Below are 14,170 nucleotides of genomic sequence, written 5' to 3'. Positions count from 1 at the left end.
TCCGTCCACGCTGAGGAAAGGACGCCAGATGGCCGGCCAGGGACCCACGAGCGATGCACCATCGGTATTCGACGACGACGACGTCGGTACCGGCCGCGGTGCGGTCCGCATCGCCTCGGTGGCCGCGCTGGGCGGTTTTCTGTTCGGCTACGACAGCGCGGTGATCAACGGCGCTGTCTCCTCGATCCAGAGCCACTTCGGCATCAACAACGCCTCCCTGGGTTTCGCCGTTGCCTCCGCCCTGCTCGGTGCGGCCGCCGGAGCCATGACCGCCGGGCGGCTCGCCGACCGGATCGGCCGGCTGGCGGTGATGAAAATCGCCGCGGTGCTGTTCTTCATCAGCGCGATCGGAACCGGACTCGCGGCCAATATCGAGATGATCGTGCTGTTCCGGATCGTCGGCGGGATCGGCGTCGGGGTCGCCTCGGTGATCGCGCCGGCCTACATCGCCGAAACCTCCCCGGCTCGGATCCGCGGCCGACTCGGTTCCTTGCAGCAGTTGGCGATCGTGACCGGCATCTTCGTGTCATTGGCCATCGATTATCTGCTGGCGCATCTCGCCGGCGGCGCCGGCAAGGAGCTATGGCTTGGGTTGGAGGCCTGGCGATGGATGTTCCTGATGATGGTGATCCCGGCCGTGGTCTACGGCGCCCTTGCCTACACCATCCCGGAGTCGCCGCGCTATCTGGTTGCCCGCCATCGTATTCCGGAGGCGCGCAAGGTGCTCACCCTGCTGTTGGGGGAGAAGAACCTCGATATCACCATCGACCGGATCCAGAGCACGCTGGCCGGCGAAACCAAACCCTCCTGGCGTGATCTGCGCAAGCCCGGCGGCGGTCTCTACGGCATCGTGTGGGTGGGCCTGGGCCTGTCGATATTCCAGCAGTTCGTCGGTATCAACGTGATCTTCTACTACTCCAACGTGCTGTGGGAGGCGGTCGGATTCGACGAGAGCCAGTCCTTCCTCATCACCGTCATCACCTCGATCGTGAACATCGCCACCACGCTGGTGGCCATTGCGTTGATCGACAAAGTAGGCCGCAAACCGCTGCTGCTGGTCGGCTCGGCCGGAATGGCCGTCACCCTGGCGACCATGGCCTTCATTTTCGGAACGGCCCCCCAGGTCGACGGCACCCCGCAGTTGAGCGGCGCGGAGGGTCCGATCGCTTTGATCGCGGCGAATCTGTTCGTCGTCGCGTTCGGGATGTCGTGGGGTCCGGTGGTGTGGGTGCTGCTCGGCGAGATGTTCCCCAACCGAATCCGCGCCGCCGCGCTGGGACTGGCCGCGGCCGGCCAGTGGGCGGCGAACTGGCTGATCACCGTGACCTTCCCCGAGTTGCGCAACCACCTCGGCGCTGCCTACGGCTTCTATGCACTGTGCGCGATGCTGTCCTTCGCATTCGTGTGGACCTGGGTCCGGGAGACCAAGGGTGTGGCACTGGAGGACATGCAGGGCGAACTCGCGGAGAGCAGGTCGGCGCGGGCCTGAGTGTCCTGCGGCCCTGAGCCGGCCGGTTTGGACTGGGCCGGTTTGGACTGGGCCGGTTTGGACTGGGCCGGTTTGGACTGGGCCGGTTTGGACTGGGCCGGTTTGGACTGGGCCGGTTTGGACTGGGCCGGTTTCGGGAACCCCGCGGCGACATCGCTTTCTTGATTCGCCAGGAGATCCGCAATGACCGATACCTCGTGGGCTCCGGTGCGGCGCCGCCGGGGACGCCCCCCGGCGAGTGACTCAGCGGTGACTCGGGAGCGGATCCTGCGTGCCGCCCAGAAGGTGTTCGCAGAATTCGGCTACGAAGCCGCCACCTTCCAGGCCATCGCGGTGGAGATCGGCCTGACTCGGCCGGCCATCAACAACTACTTCCACAGTAAATCGGCGTTGTACACCGCCGTGGTTGGCCGGGTGAGCAACGCCGTTCTGGACGCCATCCACACCGCTTCTGAGGCACCCACCCTGGCCGGACAGGTTCTCACCTTCGTCCGAGTCGGCATCCGCGGCGAGGGCGTCGACCCGTCGCTGGCCGCCTTCATGGTCCAGGCCGCCGTGGATGTCGGGCATCTGCCGGCCGAAGACAACGAGGCCGCTGCTCTCATCGAGCGCTTCATCCGCGCCGCGGTTGGAGCCGCCCAGCACCGGGGTGAGCTCACCGGGTCGCCGGACGGGCTCACCGACATGCTGATGGGCGCGGTCCTGGGGATGGCCTTCCAACTGGGCCGCAGCGACAGCGCACGCGCCGACCGGATGCTCGATCAGCTGCAGATAGTTCTGGAGAAGGGCCTGACAGCGTAGGTCGGCTCCGGCGGTAGCGGGAAACCGCCGTGACGGCGGTGGGGGTGCCGTGGGACAATTCCGGCCCGTGAAGACCTTCGAGGAACTGTTCGCTGAACTGGGCGAACGGGCGCGCAGCCGCCCGGCGGGCAGTGCCACGGTGGCCGCACTGGACGCCGGGGTGCACACCCTGGGCAAGAAAATCCTCGAAGAAGCCGGTGAGGTCTGGCTGGCAGCCGAGCATGAGCCTGATGATGCACTCGCCGAGGAGATCAGCCAGTTGCTGTACTGGACCCAGGTTCTGATGATTTCCCGCGGGCTGTGCCTCGACGACGTCTACCGGAAGCTGTAGGGGCCGGCCGATGCTGCGAATCGCGGTGCCCAACAAGGGGGCACTGGCAGAGTCCGCCGCGGAGATCCTCTCCGAAGCCGGCTACCGGCGTCGCACCGATCCCAAGGACCTCACCGTCATCGACCCGGTCAACGGTGTCGAGTTTTTCTTCCTGCGGCCCAAGGACATCGCCATCTACGTGGGATCCGGTGATCTCGACCTCGGTATCACCGGCCGTGACCTCGCCGCCGAGTCGGGGGCCGCGGTCCGTGAGCGGTTGGCGCTGGGCTTCGGCTCATCCAGTTTCCGCTACGCCGCACCCGCGGGCCGGACCTGGACCGTGGCCGACCTGGCCGGTAAGCGGATCGCCACCGCCTACCCGAACCTGGTCCGAAAAGATCTGTCCGGCAGAGGAATCGAGGCCACCGTCATTCGGCTCGACGGGGCGGTGGAGATCTCGGTTCAACTCGGCGTCGCCGATGCGATCGCCGACGTCGTCGGATCCGGGCGAACCCTGGCCATGCACGATCTGGCCGCTTTCGGCGATCCGCTGTGCGACTCCGAAGCGGTCCTCATCGAACGTGACGGCGGACAGGGCCCGGACGGTAGCCGGGCCGCCCGCGACCAGTTGGCCGCCCGCGTCCAGGGGGTGGTGTTCGGCCAGCAGTACCTGATGCTGGATTACGACTGCCCTCGCGGCGTCCTGGCCCGGGCCACCGCAATCACCCCCGGTCTGGAGTCGCCGACCATCGCGCCACTGGCCGATCCGGAATGGGTGGCGGTGCGGGCACTGGTGCCGCGACGCGACGTCAACGCCATCATGGACCGGTTGGCCGGCATCGGGGCCAAGGCGATCCTGGCCTCCGACGTAAGGTTCTGCCGGTTCTGAGAGCGCTGCGCAGGCCCGGTGCCGTGCTAGCGTCCCGATGATCTGAACAAGGAGGACGGCATGACGCATGCGCTCGTCTTGTTGCTCGCGCTGCTGATCGGCGTGGTCGCCGGATTGCGTGCCTTCACCGCGCCGGCGGTGGTGGCCTGGGCGGCGATGCTGCAGTGGATCAACCTCGACGGCACATGGGCGTCCTGGATGGGGCACTGGATCACCGTCGCGGTGTTGACCGTGCTGGCCCTCGCGGAACTGATCAGCGACAAGATGCCCACGATGCCCAGTCGGAAGTCGGCACCGCAGTTCCTGGTCCGGTTGGCCACCGGTGCCTTCGCTGCCGCAGTGCTGGGCACCGCGTGGGGATATCGGTGGAGCAGTCTGGGTGCCGGTCTGATCGGTGCGGTGATCGGCACCATCGGCGGCTACCAGATCCGAACCCGGCTGGTTGCGGCAAACGGCGGACGGGACCGCCCGATCGCTCTGGCGGAGGATCTGTTCGCCGCCGCCGGGGGCATCACCGTGGCAGCGCTGACCGGGGTGCTCTGAGCCGCACAGGTGTCGGGTGCGCCCCAATTGGCCGATTCGGACGCCTCAGCGCTGTCGGCCTCGGATAATCGGCGGATGCTTGCCGTTTTCAGAAGAGCCCTCAGGCGGGTCGGCGTGACGGTGGGGTGCGCCGCAGCGACCCTGGCCCTGGCCGGACCAGCCCAGGCCGATGACGCGATCGCATCGTTGCCCGTTTTCGTGCCCTACCCGTCGAACTGGTCGCCGAACTACGCCGTCCACCCTTACAACCTCTGGCAGAACCGCGTGACACCGCAGATGGTCGTCGCCGAACGCGACGCCTGCCAGTGGTTCAACGCCCAATACGACACGCTCAGCGCTCAGGCGTTCGGCTTCCAGCGAGCCCTGCACGCCAACTTCGACGCGTGGGCGGGTGTCCAGGGCGCCGGGGATGTGCTGCGGGCCAACCTCGACCAGTCGGCGGGGTTCCTGGAACCGCGGGTTCGCACCCTCTACATCACCAACTATCCCGACCAAAGCCAGTACTCGCCGCTCTACAACGGCGACTCGTTTTACCACCTGTGGTTCCAGCTGACGCAGATCAGCGACAAAATCGCCCGGCAGATGCCGTCCGGGGTGATCAACGCCAACACCGCCACGATGAAGGTCTACGGTGACGTGATCCGGTCGTCGGGAGTGTGCAACGGCGCCTGATCCGGCGGCATGGCAGGCTGAACGGCTGTGACCGAGCAGCCTCCCGACCGATGGAGCGACGCGCCCCGCCGGACAGGTCCCTTCTCGGTCGGCGACCGGGTGCAGTTGACCGACGCCAAAGGCCGGCATTACACGATGATCCTCAAGGCCGGTGGGGAGTTTCACACCCACCGCGGGATCGTCGCGCACGACAGCGTGGTCGGCTCCCCGGAGGGCAGCGTGGTCAAAGCCACCAACGGAGACGCCTTCCTGGTGTTGCGTCCACTGCTCATCGACTACGTCATGTCCATGCCCCGAGGCGCCCAGGTGATCTACCCCAAGGACGCCGCCCAGATCATTCATGAAGGCGACGTTTTCCCCGGCGCACGAGTGGTGGAGGCCGGTGCCGGTTCGGGTGCACTGACCTGCTCGCTACTGCGCGCGGTCGGCCCGCAGGGCCGGGTGATCTCCTACGAGGTGCGCGATGACCACGCCGAGCATGCCCGACGCAACGTCGACACCTTCTTCGGGCAGCGGCCGGAGACGTGGGAACTTCTCATCGGCGACCTCGCGGATACCGACCTCCCCGAGGCCGCCGTGGACCGAGTGGTGCTGGACATGCTCGCCCCGTGGGAAGTTCTCGACGCCGTGGCGCGGGTCCTGATCCCCGGCGGGGTGCTGATCATCTACGTGGCCACCGTCACACAGCTGTCCAGAGCGGTGGAGGCGCTGCGCGAGCAGCAGTGCTGGACCGAGCCGCGGTCCTGGGAGACCCTGCAGCGCGGCTGGAACGTCGTGGGCCTGGCGGTGCGCCCACAGCACAATATGCGCGGCCACACCGCATTCCTGATCTCCGCGCGCCGGCTTGCACCTGGCACGGTGACACCTACGCCGCTGCGCAAAAAGGGTCGGGGCGGGTTGCCCGACCCGGTCGGGGACTAGTCGTGGTTGCTTAGTCGTCGCTGCGACGTAAATCCCTTCGCGCCGAAAGTAATTCGATCTCTGGCCGGGCAGCTACCAGCCGCTCGGCGGCATCGAGCACATCGACAGCGTGCATCCGGTCGGCGGCCACCACGGCCACTCCGATCCCGGCTCGGCGGTGCAGATCCAGCGAACCGGTCTCGGCCACGGATACGGCGAACCGGCGCCGCAACTCCGCCACGATCGGCCGCACCACCGAGCGCTTCTGCTTCAGCGTGCGGACGTCGCCGAGCAGGATGTCGAACTCGAGCCAGCCGATCCACATCGGCGCCGCCCCCCGGCGGTCGGTCAGCCGCCGAAGATGGACAGCACCGTTGCCGCCGAGGCGCGGGACAACATCCAAGCGCCCTGATTGACGAAGGTGACGGTCTGCGTTGTGGGCGGCATGGCCGGTCCGGTAGCGGTCACCGTGGCACTGGCCGCCCCCGGACCCAGCGGCGTGACGGGACCGACAGTGAAGCTCAGCGGTACCTGCCCCTTGGCCACCGCGTTGCGCATCAGCGCGTCGGCGGTCCTGGCCTCCAGTCGCCCGATGCCACCTTCGACGAGGTAGCCCTTGTTGGCGAACGGCACGTTCGGGTCCGCCAGGCTATAGAGGACCCCGGTGAGTTGGTCGGGGGTTGGGACGGCTGCGGCCGGATCCAGCGGCATCGGCGTACCGAACACCACCGGCATGACGGCAGGAGAAGTGGTCGGCGCGACCGACACCACCGACCCCACCGTCGCGGCGGCAGAGACAGCGGCCGCCGTCATGCACGTGGCGAGGAGTTTTACGGTCACAGCTGCCCTCTCGTTCGGCCTGGACTTCCCTTGAAGGTTAACAGCGATGTCAGAGTGTCGAAATTCTCTGATCGCCCCGGATGGTTCAATCGCCGGTAGCGTTGGGGTATCCGCCGCACCAAGCTCGGTGCGGGGAAGGAGCCGTTATGACTGAGTCCCATCGACCTGAATCCTTCGGTGCCTACGACGACGGCGACGGCGATGCCGCCGAGTTGGAGGATCTTCGACGGGAGGCCGCGCTGCTGCGAGAGCAGCTCAAAAGCGTCAGTGGCGGCCAGCGGTCCCGCGAGGTGCAGCAGTTGGAGGCCAGGATCGACTCGCTGGCGGCACGTAACGCCAAGTTGATGGACACCCTCAAAGAGGCCCGTCAACAGCTGCTGGCGCTGCGCGAGGAGGTCGATCGGCTCGGTCAGCCGCCGAGCGGCTACGGGTTGATGCTTGCTGCTCATGAGGACGACACGGTCGACGTGTTCACCTCCGGTCGCAAGATGCGGTTGACCTGCTCGCCCAACATCGACGTCAAAGGGCTCAAAAAGGGTCAGACGCTGCGGCTCAACGAGGCCCTCACCGTGGTCGAGGCGGGCACGTTCGAGGCGGTCGGGGAGATCAGCACGCTGCGGGAGGTCCTCGCGGACGGCCACCGGGCCCTGGTCATCGGGCACGCCGACGAGGAGCGCATCGTCTGGCTGGCTGAACCGCTGGTCGCGATCGAGGATTTGGATCCCGAGGTCGTCGCCGCCTTCGCTGAGGATGATCGGCCCCGCAAGCTGCGTCCCGGCGACTCGCTTCTGGTGGACACCAAGGCCGGCTACGCCTTCGAGCGCATCCCGAAAGCCGAGGTCGAAGATCTCGTCCTCGAAGAGGTGCCCGATGTGTCTTACGGCGATATCGGTGGGCTCACCCGGCAGATCGAGCAGATCCGCGATGCCGTCGAGTTACCGTTCCTGCACAAGGAGCTCTACCGCGAATACTCGCTGCGCCCACCCAAGGGTGTGCTGCTCTACGGCCCACCGGGTTGCGGAAAGACGCTGATCGCCAAGGCGGTGGCCAACTCCCTGGCCAAGAAGATGGCTGAGGTCCGCGGCGACGACGCCCGCGAAGCCAAGAGCTACTTCCTCAACATCAAGGGCCCCGAACTGCTCAACAAGTTCGTCGGCGAAACCGAACGTCACATCCGGCTGATCTTCCAGCGGGCCCGGGAGAAGGCATCCGAGGGCACCCCGGTGATTGTGTTCTTCGACGAGATGGACTCGATCTTCCGCACCCGCGGCACTGGCGTGAGCTCTGATGTGGAGACCACCGTCGTCCCGCAGCTACTCAGCGAGATCGACGGCGTCGAGGGCTTGGAGAACGTCATCGTCATCGGCGCCTCCAATAGGGAGGACATGATCGATCCGGCGATCCTTCGGCCCGGCCGGCTGGACGTCAAGATCAAGATCGAGCGCCCAGACGCCGAAGCCGCCCAGGACATCTTCAGCAAGTACCTGACCGAGAACCTGCCGGTGCACAGCGACGACCTCGCCGAATTCGGTGGCGATCGCGGGCTGTGCATCAAGGCGATGATCGAGAAGGTCGTCGACCGGATGTACGCCGAAATCGACGACAACCGCTTCCTTGAGGTCACCTACGCCAATGGCGACAAAGAGGTCATGTACTTCAAGGACTTCAACTCCGGGGCGATGATCCAGAACGTCGTGGACCGGGCCAAGAAATACGCCATCAAGTCGGTGCTGGAGAACGGTCAACGGGGCCTGCGCATCCAGCACCTGCTGGACTCCATCGTCGACGAGTTCGCCGAGAACGAGGACCTGCCCAACACCACCAATCCCGACGACTGGGCGCGGATCTCCGGCAAGAAGGGCGAGCGGATCGTCTACATCCGAACCCTGGTCACCGGCAAGAGCTCCAGCGCGAGCCGGGCGATCGACACCGAGTCCAACCTCGGCCAGTATCTGTAGCGCCGCTACCGGCTTTCGACCAGCGAGTAGCTGTTGGTCAGCTCGTCCTGCAGGACCTGCGCCGGGCGTTCGGTGGTGTCGACCGCCAAAGGGGTTGCCAGTGTCCGGGTCTCGTAACGCCACCCTTCGGGCAGCGTCAGCCGCGACGAGAGTCCGGCGAGGTCTTCCAGAGTCAGGTTCTTGTCGACGATCTGGCTGTAGGTCTGCATCACCCAACGCTGCTCCTGCGCGTCGACGAGTTCGAACACCGGTCGGCCGGCGTCGAAGGTGAACATCGCCCTGCGGTCGACGGTGTTCACCGAGTATGGCGCCGGGTTGTTCCCAGAACCGGTTTGGGCCAACTGCACGGTAGCTTGTTCGATCATCTCGATCCCGCCGAAGTTGCGGGTGGGCTGCGGTTCGCCGGCACGTTTGGCGATGCGGCTCATCAACCAGTAGCGGGGGCCGTTGAGCAGTGCCGCGACCGCGCCGTTCTCCTTGGCGATCGCGTCGGCGTCCAGGGCGTCCCACAGGGCGGCTGGGCAGTCGTTGAGCGGAAAGGTGTTGTAGACCGTCGCGGCCGGGCCGGTGTCGCCCAATCGCACCAGCAGCACTTCGCCGTAGCGCTTGCCGAACACATCGTCGCCGGCCTGTTCAACCATGCGCTGCCTCTCTTTCCCGGTAGACGTCCCGGCCGGCGAGGCTGACCGCGATGTCGGCGATCAGCGGATCGAAGAACCGTTGCCGGTACATCGGGTCGGTGCTGCTGCTGACCGTGAAGTACAGCCCCGACAGTACGGCGACGAAAGCCGCGGTGTACAGCGAGGTCCGCGGTATTCCCACCGGGACGTCGAACAGAGTTGCGCCGCAGGGCGGTTCGCCACCGGATGGGCACACCGATTCACCCGACCAGGCCACCGTCAGCGCGTCGGGCACCGCGATCGCCGACAGCGCCAGGAAGAACACCAACAGGCCCAAGGTGAACAACACCGCCTGAATGGCCTGCGCCATCACCATCACCGCCACGGCGTTGACCAGTTCGCCGCGCGACAGCGGCGTGCGCGCCGGTTCGGTGGCCGTTGCCAACGGTGTCCCAGCCAGCATCGCGACGCTGTCGTGGCGGGCGGAACGACTCTCGCGCAGCGCGCGGACCTCGTCGCGGATGGTCGCCACCATAAAGGCCACCGCGACCGCGGCGAGGAATCCGGTGGTCCACCAGAACCGGTCACCGGACATCGCCGCCATCAACTGCCAGATCTCGTTGGTGAAGAAAATCATGACCGTCAGCATCAACAGCGGAAGCGCGCGGCTCATCAAGGTGATCATGGCGCCGACCTGGATTGCGGCAAACTTCAACGCCCACAACACGATCGAGCCAACACCGAGGTAGGTCAAGCCGACCACGGCCGCCGCAACGGCGAGCGCCTCCGGAATCCCGGCTACCTTCCAGCCCTCATCGGCGGCCACCAGTGGCAACGCCACGACGAACAAGCCGATGACCGCCCACGCGGCGCCGTGCCAGACCCGTCCGCCGAGACGGCGCAACGCCGGCAGGCCCAGCGCGGAGATCCCCAACACCGCCCCGACCGCCGCCGCACCTGCGGGGAACCCGACTCCCACCGGCCGTTCGGTGAGCCATACCGCGATGTCGTGGCCGACGAGCCCCGCGCCGAAACCCGCGATGACCGGCGCCGCCCGCTCGATGAGATTGCGCACCCGCACCCGCCGCCGCAACACCAGCGGCAGCCCACGGCTCAGGAACCAGTCATGGACGCGGCGGTCGGCGGTGCTCCGCGCGGACATCATCGCCGCCCGGCGGTATCAGCCCGGTAGCGGTCGCGGGCCCGCAGCGTCACCGTCAGATCCGCCACCATCGGGTCGAGGAACTGGGAGCGGTACTGGTTGTCGGTCACCACTTTGGCCGCCAGATACATGAACGTGATCGCCGACAGCAGCATCGTGGTCTGAATCAGGGAGTCCGGGATCGGCAGCGTCATGCCCAACAACTCGCCGTCGAGGCGGCCGTTACCGCGCGTCCAGGCGTCCAACACCGGCGGACTCACCAGGATCATTCCCAGCACGAAAAACACCCCGCCAGTCATCGCCGCCACCGTGAGCACGTGGACCAACTGGGAGGCCGCCACCACGAACACCGTGTTGGCGCGCTCACCGACCGACAGCGGTTCGCTTTTGGCGGGGTCGGCCATGCCGTCGAACGGAGTGCCGGCGAGCGCGGCGTCATCACCGGCGACCGGGTCCGGGCCGGCGGGACGGTCGGTGCCGGCGAGTAGTGGTCGGACCTTGTCCAAGGTGGAGGACACCAGAAAGCTGCCCGCCACCAGGAACAGGAATCCCATTCCCAGCCACAGCCGGCCGCGGGAGATCAACGACGTCATCAACCAGACATAGGTGTTGAAGAACACCAGGAAGGTGAGCAACACCACCGGCAGTGCCCGGACGAACATCCCGGCCGTGGCCGTCAGGTTGGACACGGTCAGCTCGGCGACCCACCCCAGAATCGAACCGACCCCGGTCGCGGTGCACACCAGGATCACGGCCATCGCCACGCCGAAGATCACCATGTTCACCAAAGGCCGCTGGCTGGGGCCGCCGAACAACCCGCCCGCCACGATGATCGCCGCGGACACTGTGGCGGCCACCGACCGGCGGCTCGGCGACTCGATGCGTGACACCAGCCACCCCGCCAGTGCGGCCACCGGCAGGGCGACGGCGAGCAAGCCCAACACGAAGCTCTGTCGCAGGTCCGGCCGGCCGGCGATGTCGATGGTGTGCTGGCCCGAAATGGCAACAATCAACACCGAATTCGCTGCGATCAACGCGAACCCAGCCAGCGCCGGAGCCGAGCGGCTCCACAACCGCCGTACCCGTGACGAGTTGGGCACCACTGCGGGCAGGCCGCGGCTGAGGAACCACTGGTCGGCGGTGTAGCTGTCCGCCGCACGTTGCCTCATCGTGTGCCCACCCTAGTGGCTGCTGCCGCGACGGCCGCGCACCGTCGGGGTCAGACCGCACGGCTAGTCTTAAGCCCATGAAACGGATCATCGGCACTGAGGTGGAATACGGCATCTCATCGCCGTCGGATCCGAGCGCCAACCCCATCCTGACCTCGACGCAGGCTGTGTTGGCTTACGCTGCGGCGGCGGGCATCCAGCGTGCCAAACGAACCCGGTGGGACTATGAGGTGGAGTCCCCGTTACGAGATGCCCGCGGGTTCGACCTGAGCCGGGCGTCGGGCCCGCCACCGGTGGTGGACGCCGATGAGGTCGGCGCGGCCAACATGATTCTGACCAACGGCGCCCGTCTCTACGTCGACCACGCCCATCCCGAGTACTCCGCGCCTGAGGTCACCGACCCACTCGACGCAGTGATCTGGGACAAGGCCGGCGAGCGAGTCATGGAAGCCGCTGCCCGTCACGTCGCCAGTGTTCCGGGCGCGGCCAAACTGCAGTTGTACAAGAACAATGTCGACGGCAAGGGCGCCTCCTACGGCACCCATGAGAACTACCTGATGAGCCGCCAGACGCCCTTCTCGGCCGTCATCGCCGGACTCACCCCGTTCATGGTGTCCCGGCAGGTGGTCATCGGCTCCGGGCGCGTCGGGATCGGCCCGTCGGGTGATGAGCCGGGCTTTCAGTTATCCCAGCGCGCCGACTACATCGAGGTCGAAGTCGGCTTGGAGACCACCCTCAAGCGCGGCATCATCAACACCCGCGACGAGCCCCATGCCGACGCCGACAAATACCGCCGGCTGCACGTGATCATCGGCGACGCGAACCTCGCCGAGACGTCGACCTACCTGAAGGTGGGCACCACCTCGCTGGTGCTCGACCTCATCGAGGAGGGCCCGGAATACGGCCTCGACCTGTCCGACCTGGCACTGGCGCGTCCGGTGCACGCCGTGCACGTCGTCAGCCGGGACCCCACCCTGCGAGCCACCGTGGCGCTGGCCGACGGCCGCGAGTTGACCGGCCTGGCCCTGCAGCGCATCTATCTGGACCGGGTCGGGAAGTTGCTGGACCGCCGGGACCCGGATCCGCGCGCCGCGGATGTGGTGGCGACCTGGGCGCGTGTTCTGGATTTGCTGGAGCGCGATCCGATGGAGTGTGCGGAGTTGCTGGATTGGCCGGCCAAGCTCCGACTGCTGGAGGGTTTCCGCAATCGGGAGAACCTCGGCTGGTCCGCCCCCCGGTTGCAATTGGTGGATCTGCAGTACTCCGACGTTCGGTTGGACAAAGGTCTGTACAACCGGCTGGTCGCCCGCGGATCGATGAAGAGGCTGGTCACCGAGCAGCAGGTGCTCGACGCCGTCGACAATCCGCCCACCGACACCCGGGCGTATTTCCGGGGTGAGTGCCTGCGACGGTTCGGCGCCGACATCGCCGCGGCGAGTTGGGACTCGGTGATCTTCGACCTGGGTGGGGACTCGCTGGTCCGGATTCCCACCCTCGAGCCACTGCGCGGGAGTAAAGCTCACGTCGGGGCGCTGCTGGACTCCGTCGACAGCGCGGTGGAATTGGTGGAGCAACTCACGAACTGACGGGGAGTTGGTCGGTCTCGGGGCGGTGAGTAGTGACCTGGACGGTACTGTGGAGACCGGCGGCTGGCCGGACATACGGGGCCGCTGATTAGGAGCAGGAGGCAGCGATGGCTCAGGAACAGACCAAACGTGGCGGCGGCGGCGAGGACGACGACCTTACCGGCAACGCTGACGGTGGGCAGGAGCGTCGCGAGAAGCTTGCCGCCGAGACCGACGACCTGCTGGACGAGATCGATGACGTGCTCGAGGAGAATGCCGAGGACTTCGTGCGTGCCTACGTCCAAAAGGGCGGACAGTGACCTGGCCTTCGCCGGACCGTCTGATCCCCAACCCAATCCTGAACTCGACTCGGACTGCTGCCGGTAACCCCGTCGATCTGTCCTCGTTCTCCGAACTCCTTCGCCGGCGGGCCCCTGAGTTGCTGCCCACCGGCACCCTGTCCACCGTCGGCGTCACCGCGGGGGAGTCTCTCCCGCACGGCACGACGATCGTCGCGCTCAACTACCAGGGCGGAGTGGTGATTGCCGGTGACCGGCGTTCAACCCAGGGCAACATGATTGCCGGCCGCGACGTGCAGAAGGTGTACATCACCGACGACTACACTGCCACCGGCATCGCCGGCACCGCTGCGTTGGCTGTCGAGTTCGCCCGCCTGTACGCGGTGGAACTCGAGCATTACGAAAAGCTCGAGGGTGTGCCGATGACCTTCGCCGGCAAGGTCAACAGGCTGGCGATCATGGTGCGGGGCAACCTCGGCGCTGCGCTCCAGGGTTTCGTGGCCCTGCCACTTCTTGTCGGCTATGACGTCGACGCCGCCGACGCCGGGGCGGCCGGTCGGATCGTGTCCTTCGACGCGGCCGGCGGTTGGCACCTCGAAGAGGAGGGCTACCAGGCGGTCGGCTCCGGATCGCTGTTCGCCAAAGCATCGATGAAAAAGTTGTATCCCGTTGTCACCGATGCCGATTCGGCCCTGAAGGTCGCCGTGGAGGCGCTCTATGATGCCGCCGACGACGATGCCGCTACCGGGGGGCCGGACCTGGTTCGCGGCATCTTCCCGACTGCGGTCACTATCGAGGCCGACGGCGCCGCGGAGGTCACCGAAGAACGGGTCGCCGCGCTGGCCCGCGAAGTAATCGAAAAGCGTTCGCGCACTGATCAGTTCGGTCCGGGTGGGCGGCCGAACAACGAAGCGCCCCGAGCTGATTCATGAGGGCCTGAATTCATGATGGGG

Annotated in this window: 16 protein-coding genes; 11 read left to right on the top strand and 5 right to left on the bottom strand. The window is 66.6% G+C overall.

Features of this window, described 5'->3' with window-relative positions; translation table 11 throughout:
* Nucleotides 1-28: 28 nt before the first annotated feature.
* From ADBZ5N_RS01285 to ADBZ5N_RS01255, 7 genes are all read left to right on the top strand, one after another.
* Complete coding sequence (locus ADBZ5N_RS01285; protein ID WP_526255677.1) at nucleotides 29-1,489, top strand: sugar porter family MFS transporter; 1,461 nt, start codon at nucleotides 29-31, stop codon at nucleotides 1,487-1,489.
* A gap of 183 nt (nucleotides 1,490-1,672) precedes the next feature.
* A complete protein-coding gene (locus tag ADBZ5N_RS01280) occupies nucleotides 1,673-2,290 on the top strand; it encodes a TetR/AcrR family transcriptional regulator (protein ID WP_526255676.1) in 618 nt (205 codons plus the stop codon).
* A gap of 49 nt (nucleotides 2,291-2,339) precedes the next feature.
* Nucleotides 2,340-2,621: a phosphoribosyl-ATP diphosphatase gene (locus ADBZ5N_RS01275; protein WP_526255675.1), complete on the top strand. Its 282-nt coding sequence runs from the start codon at nucleotides 2,340-2,342 to the stop codon at nucleotides 2,619-2,621.
* 10 nt (nucleotides 2,622-2,631) lie between these two features.
* Nucleotides 2,632-3,489 (top strand): ATP phosphoribosyltransferase, encoded by an 858-nt coding sequence (gene hisG, locus ADBZ5N_RS01270; protein WP_526255674.1) that lies wholly within the window; start codon nucleotides 2,632-2,634, stop codon nucleotides 3,487-3,489.
* A gap of 60 nt (nucleotides 3,490-3,549) precedes the next feature.
* Nucleotides 3,550-4,032, top strand: a complete 483-nt coding sequence (locus ADBZ5N_RS01265; protein ID WP_526255673.1) for a DUF4126 family protein — start codon at nucleotides 3,550-3,552, stop codon at nucleotides 4,030-4,032.
* A gap of 75 nt (nucleotides 4,033-4,107) precedes the next feature.
* Entirely contained in the window at nucleotides 4,108-4,704 is a 597-nt protein-coding gene (locus ADBZ5N_RS01260; RefSeq protein WP_526255672.1) for a hypothetical protein, read from the top strand.
* A 27-nt stretch (nucleotides 4,705-4,731) separates the two neighbouring features.
* The gene (locus ADBZ5N_RS01255) at nucleotides 4,732-5,625 is read left to right on the top strand and encodes a class I SAM-dependent methyltransferase (RefSeq protein ID WP_526255671.1); all 894 of its coding nucleotides are present in this window, start codon (nucleotides 4,732-4,734) and stop codon (nucleotides 5,623-5,625) included.
* Nucleotides 5,626-5,635: 10 nt separating this feature from the next.
* On the opposite strand, the gene ADBZ5N_RS01250 is transcribed toward ADBZ5N_RS01255, so the two are convergent.
* On the bottom strand, nucleotides 5,636-5,929 hold the full coding sequence (locus ADBZ5N_RS01250) for a DUF503 domain-containing protein (protein ID WP_526255670.1): 294 nt from the start codon (nucleotides 5,927-5,929) through the stop codon (nucleotides 5,636-5,638).
* Nucleotides 5,930-5,952: 23 nt separating this feature from the next.
* Complete coding sequence (locus ADBZ5N_RS01245) at nucleotides 5,953-6,444, bottom strand: MTB12 family secreted protein (RefSeq protein WP_526255669.1); 492 nt, start codon at nucleotides 6,442-6,444, stop codon at nucleotides 5,953-5,955.
* Between the two features lie 146 nt (nucleotides 6,445-6,590).
* Here ADBZ5N_RS01245 and arc point away from each other — a divergent pair, with 146 nt between their 5' ends.
* Nucleotides 6,591-8,402 (top strand): proteasome ATPase, encoded by a 1,812-nt coding sequence (arc, locus tag ADBZ5N_RS01240; protein ID WP_526255668.1) that lies wholly within the window; start codon nucleotides 6,591-6,593, stop codon nucleotides 8,400-8,402.
* A 5-nt stretch (nucleotides 8,403-8,407) separates the two neighbouring features.
* Here the strand turns inward: arc and ADBZ5N_RS01235 are convergent, their stop codons facing one another.
* From ADBZ5N_RS01235 to ADBZ5N_RS01225, 3 genes are read right to left on the bottom strand one after another with little or no spacing between them, the layout of a single operon-like run.
* Entirely contained in the window at nucleotides 8,408-9,043 is a 636-nt protein-coding gene (locus ADBZ5N_RS01235) for a hypothetical protein (protein WP_526255667.1), read from the bottom strand.
* A complete protein-coding gene (locus ADBZ5N_RS01230; protein ID WP_526255666.1) occupies nucleotides 9,036-10,187 on the bottom strand; it encodes a hypothetical protein in 1,152 nt (383 codons plus the stop codon). The genes ADBZ5N_RS01235 and ADBZ5N_RS01230 overlap by 8 nt, the downstream gene beginning before the upstream one ends.
* Entirely contained in the window at nucleotides 10,184-11,353 is a 1,170-nt protein-coding gene (locus tag ADBZ5N_RS01225; RefSeq protein WP_526255665.1) for a hypothetical protein, read from the bottom strand. The genes ADBZ5N_RS01230 and ADBZ5N_RS01225 overlap by 4 nt, the downstream gene beginning before the upstream one ends.
* A gap of 77 nt (nucleotides 11,354-11,430) precedes the next feature.
* Here ADBZ5N_RS01225 and dop point away from each other — a divergent pair, with 77 nt between their 5' ends.
* From dop to prcB, 3 genes are all read left to right on the top strand, one after another.
* A complete protein-coding gene (gene dop / locus ADBZ5N_RS01220; RefSeq protein WP_526255664.1) occupies nucleotides 11,431-12,939 on the top strand; it encodes a depupylase/deamidase Dop in 1,509 nt (502 codons plus the stop codon).
* 107 nt (nucleotides 12,940-13,046) lie between these two features.
* On the top strand, nucleotides 13,047-13,238 hold the full coding sequence (locus ADBZ5N_RS01215; protein WP_526255663.1) for a ubiquitin-like protein Pup: 192 nt from the start codon (nucleotides 13,047-13,049) through the stop codon (nucleotides 13,236-13,238).
* Nucleotides 13,235-14,149 carry a proteasome subunit beta gene (prcB, locus tag ADBZ5N_RS01210; RefSeq protein WP_526255662.1) on the top strand — a complete coding sequence of 305 codons (915 nt, stop codon included), beginning with the start codon at nucleotides 13,235-13,237 and terminating at the stop codon, nucleotides 14,147-14,149. Before ADBZ5N_RS01215 ends, prcB begins: the two co-directional genes overlap by 4 nt.
* The last annotated feature ends 21 nt before the right edge of the window (nucleotides 14,150-14,170 follow it).

Source organism: Mycobacterium sp. (assembly GCF_044370595.1).
In the GTDB taxonomy this organism is placed as follows: domain Bacteria; phylum Actinomycetota; class Actinomycetes; order Mycobacteriales; family Mycobacteriaceae; genus Mycobacterium.
Note: the sequence above shows the minus strand (reverse complement) of the source record. Positions and strands in the feature narration are given on the sequence as shown.

What these genes read in the sequence shown, in the direction of transcription:
- ADBZ5N_RS01250 (WP_526255670.1), bottom strand. Translation starts at nt 5,929, where the DNA reads ATGTGGATCGGCTGGCTCGAGTTCGACATCCTGCTCGGCGACGTCCGC.
- dop (WP_526255664.1), top strand. Translation starts at nt 11,431, where the DNA reads ATGAAACGGATCATCGGCACTGAGGTGGAATACGGCATCTCATCGCCG.
- ADBZ5N_RS01285 (WP_526255677.1), top strand. Translation starts at nt 29, where the DNA reads ATGGCCGGCCAGGGACCCACGAGCGATGCACCATCGGTATTCGACGAC.
- ADBZ5N_RS01215 (WP_526255663.1), top strand. Translation starts at nt 13,047, where the DNA reads ATGGCTCAGGAACAGACCAAACGTGGCGGCGGCGGCGAGGACGACGAC.
- ADBZ5N_RS01265 (WP_526255673.1), top strand. Translation starts at nt 3,550, where the DNA reads ATGACGCATGCGCTCGTCTTGTTGCTCGCGCTGCTGATCGGCGTGGTC.
- arc (WP_526255668.1), top strand. Translation starts at nt 6,591, where the DNA reads ATGACTGAGTCCCATCGACCTGAATCCTTCGGTGCCTACGACGACGGC.
- hisG (WP_526255674.1), top strand. Translation starts at nt 2,632, where the DNA reads ATGCTGCGAATCGCGGTGCCCAACAAGGGGGCACTGGCAGAGTCCGCC.
- ADBZ5N_RS01225 (WP_526255665.1), bottom strand. Translation starts at nt 11,353, where the DNA reads ATGAGGCAACGTGCGGCGGACAGCTACACCGCCGACCAGTGGTTCCTC.
- ADBZ5N_RS01230 (WP_526255666.1), bottom strand. Translation starts at nt 10,187, where the DNA reads ATGATGTCCGCGCGGAGCACCGCCGACCGCCGCGTCCATGACTGGTTC.
- ADBZ5N_RS01235 (WP_526255667.1), bottom strand. Translation starts at nt 9,043, where the DNA reads ATGGTTGAACAGGCCGGCGACGATGTGTTCGGCAAGCGCTACGGCGAA.
- ADBZ5N_RS01260 (WP_526255672.1), top strand. Translation starts at nt 4,108, where the DNA reads ATGCTTGCCGTTTTCAGAAGAGCCCTCAGGCGGGTCGGCGTGACGGTG.
- ADBZ5N_RS01280 (WP_526255676.1), top strand. Translation starts at nt 1,673, where the DNA reads ATGACCGATACCTCGTGGGCTCCGGTGCGGCGCCGCCGGGGACGCCCC.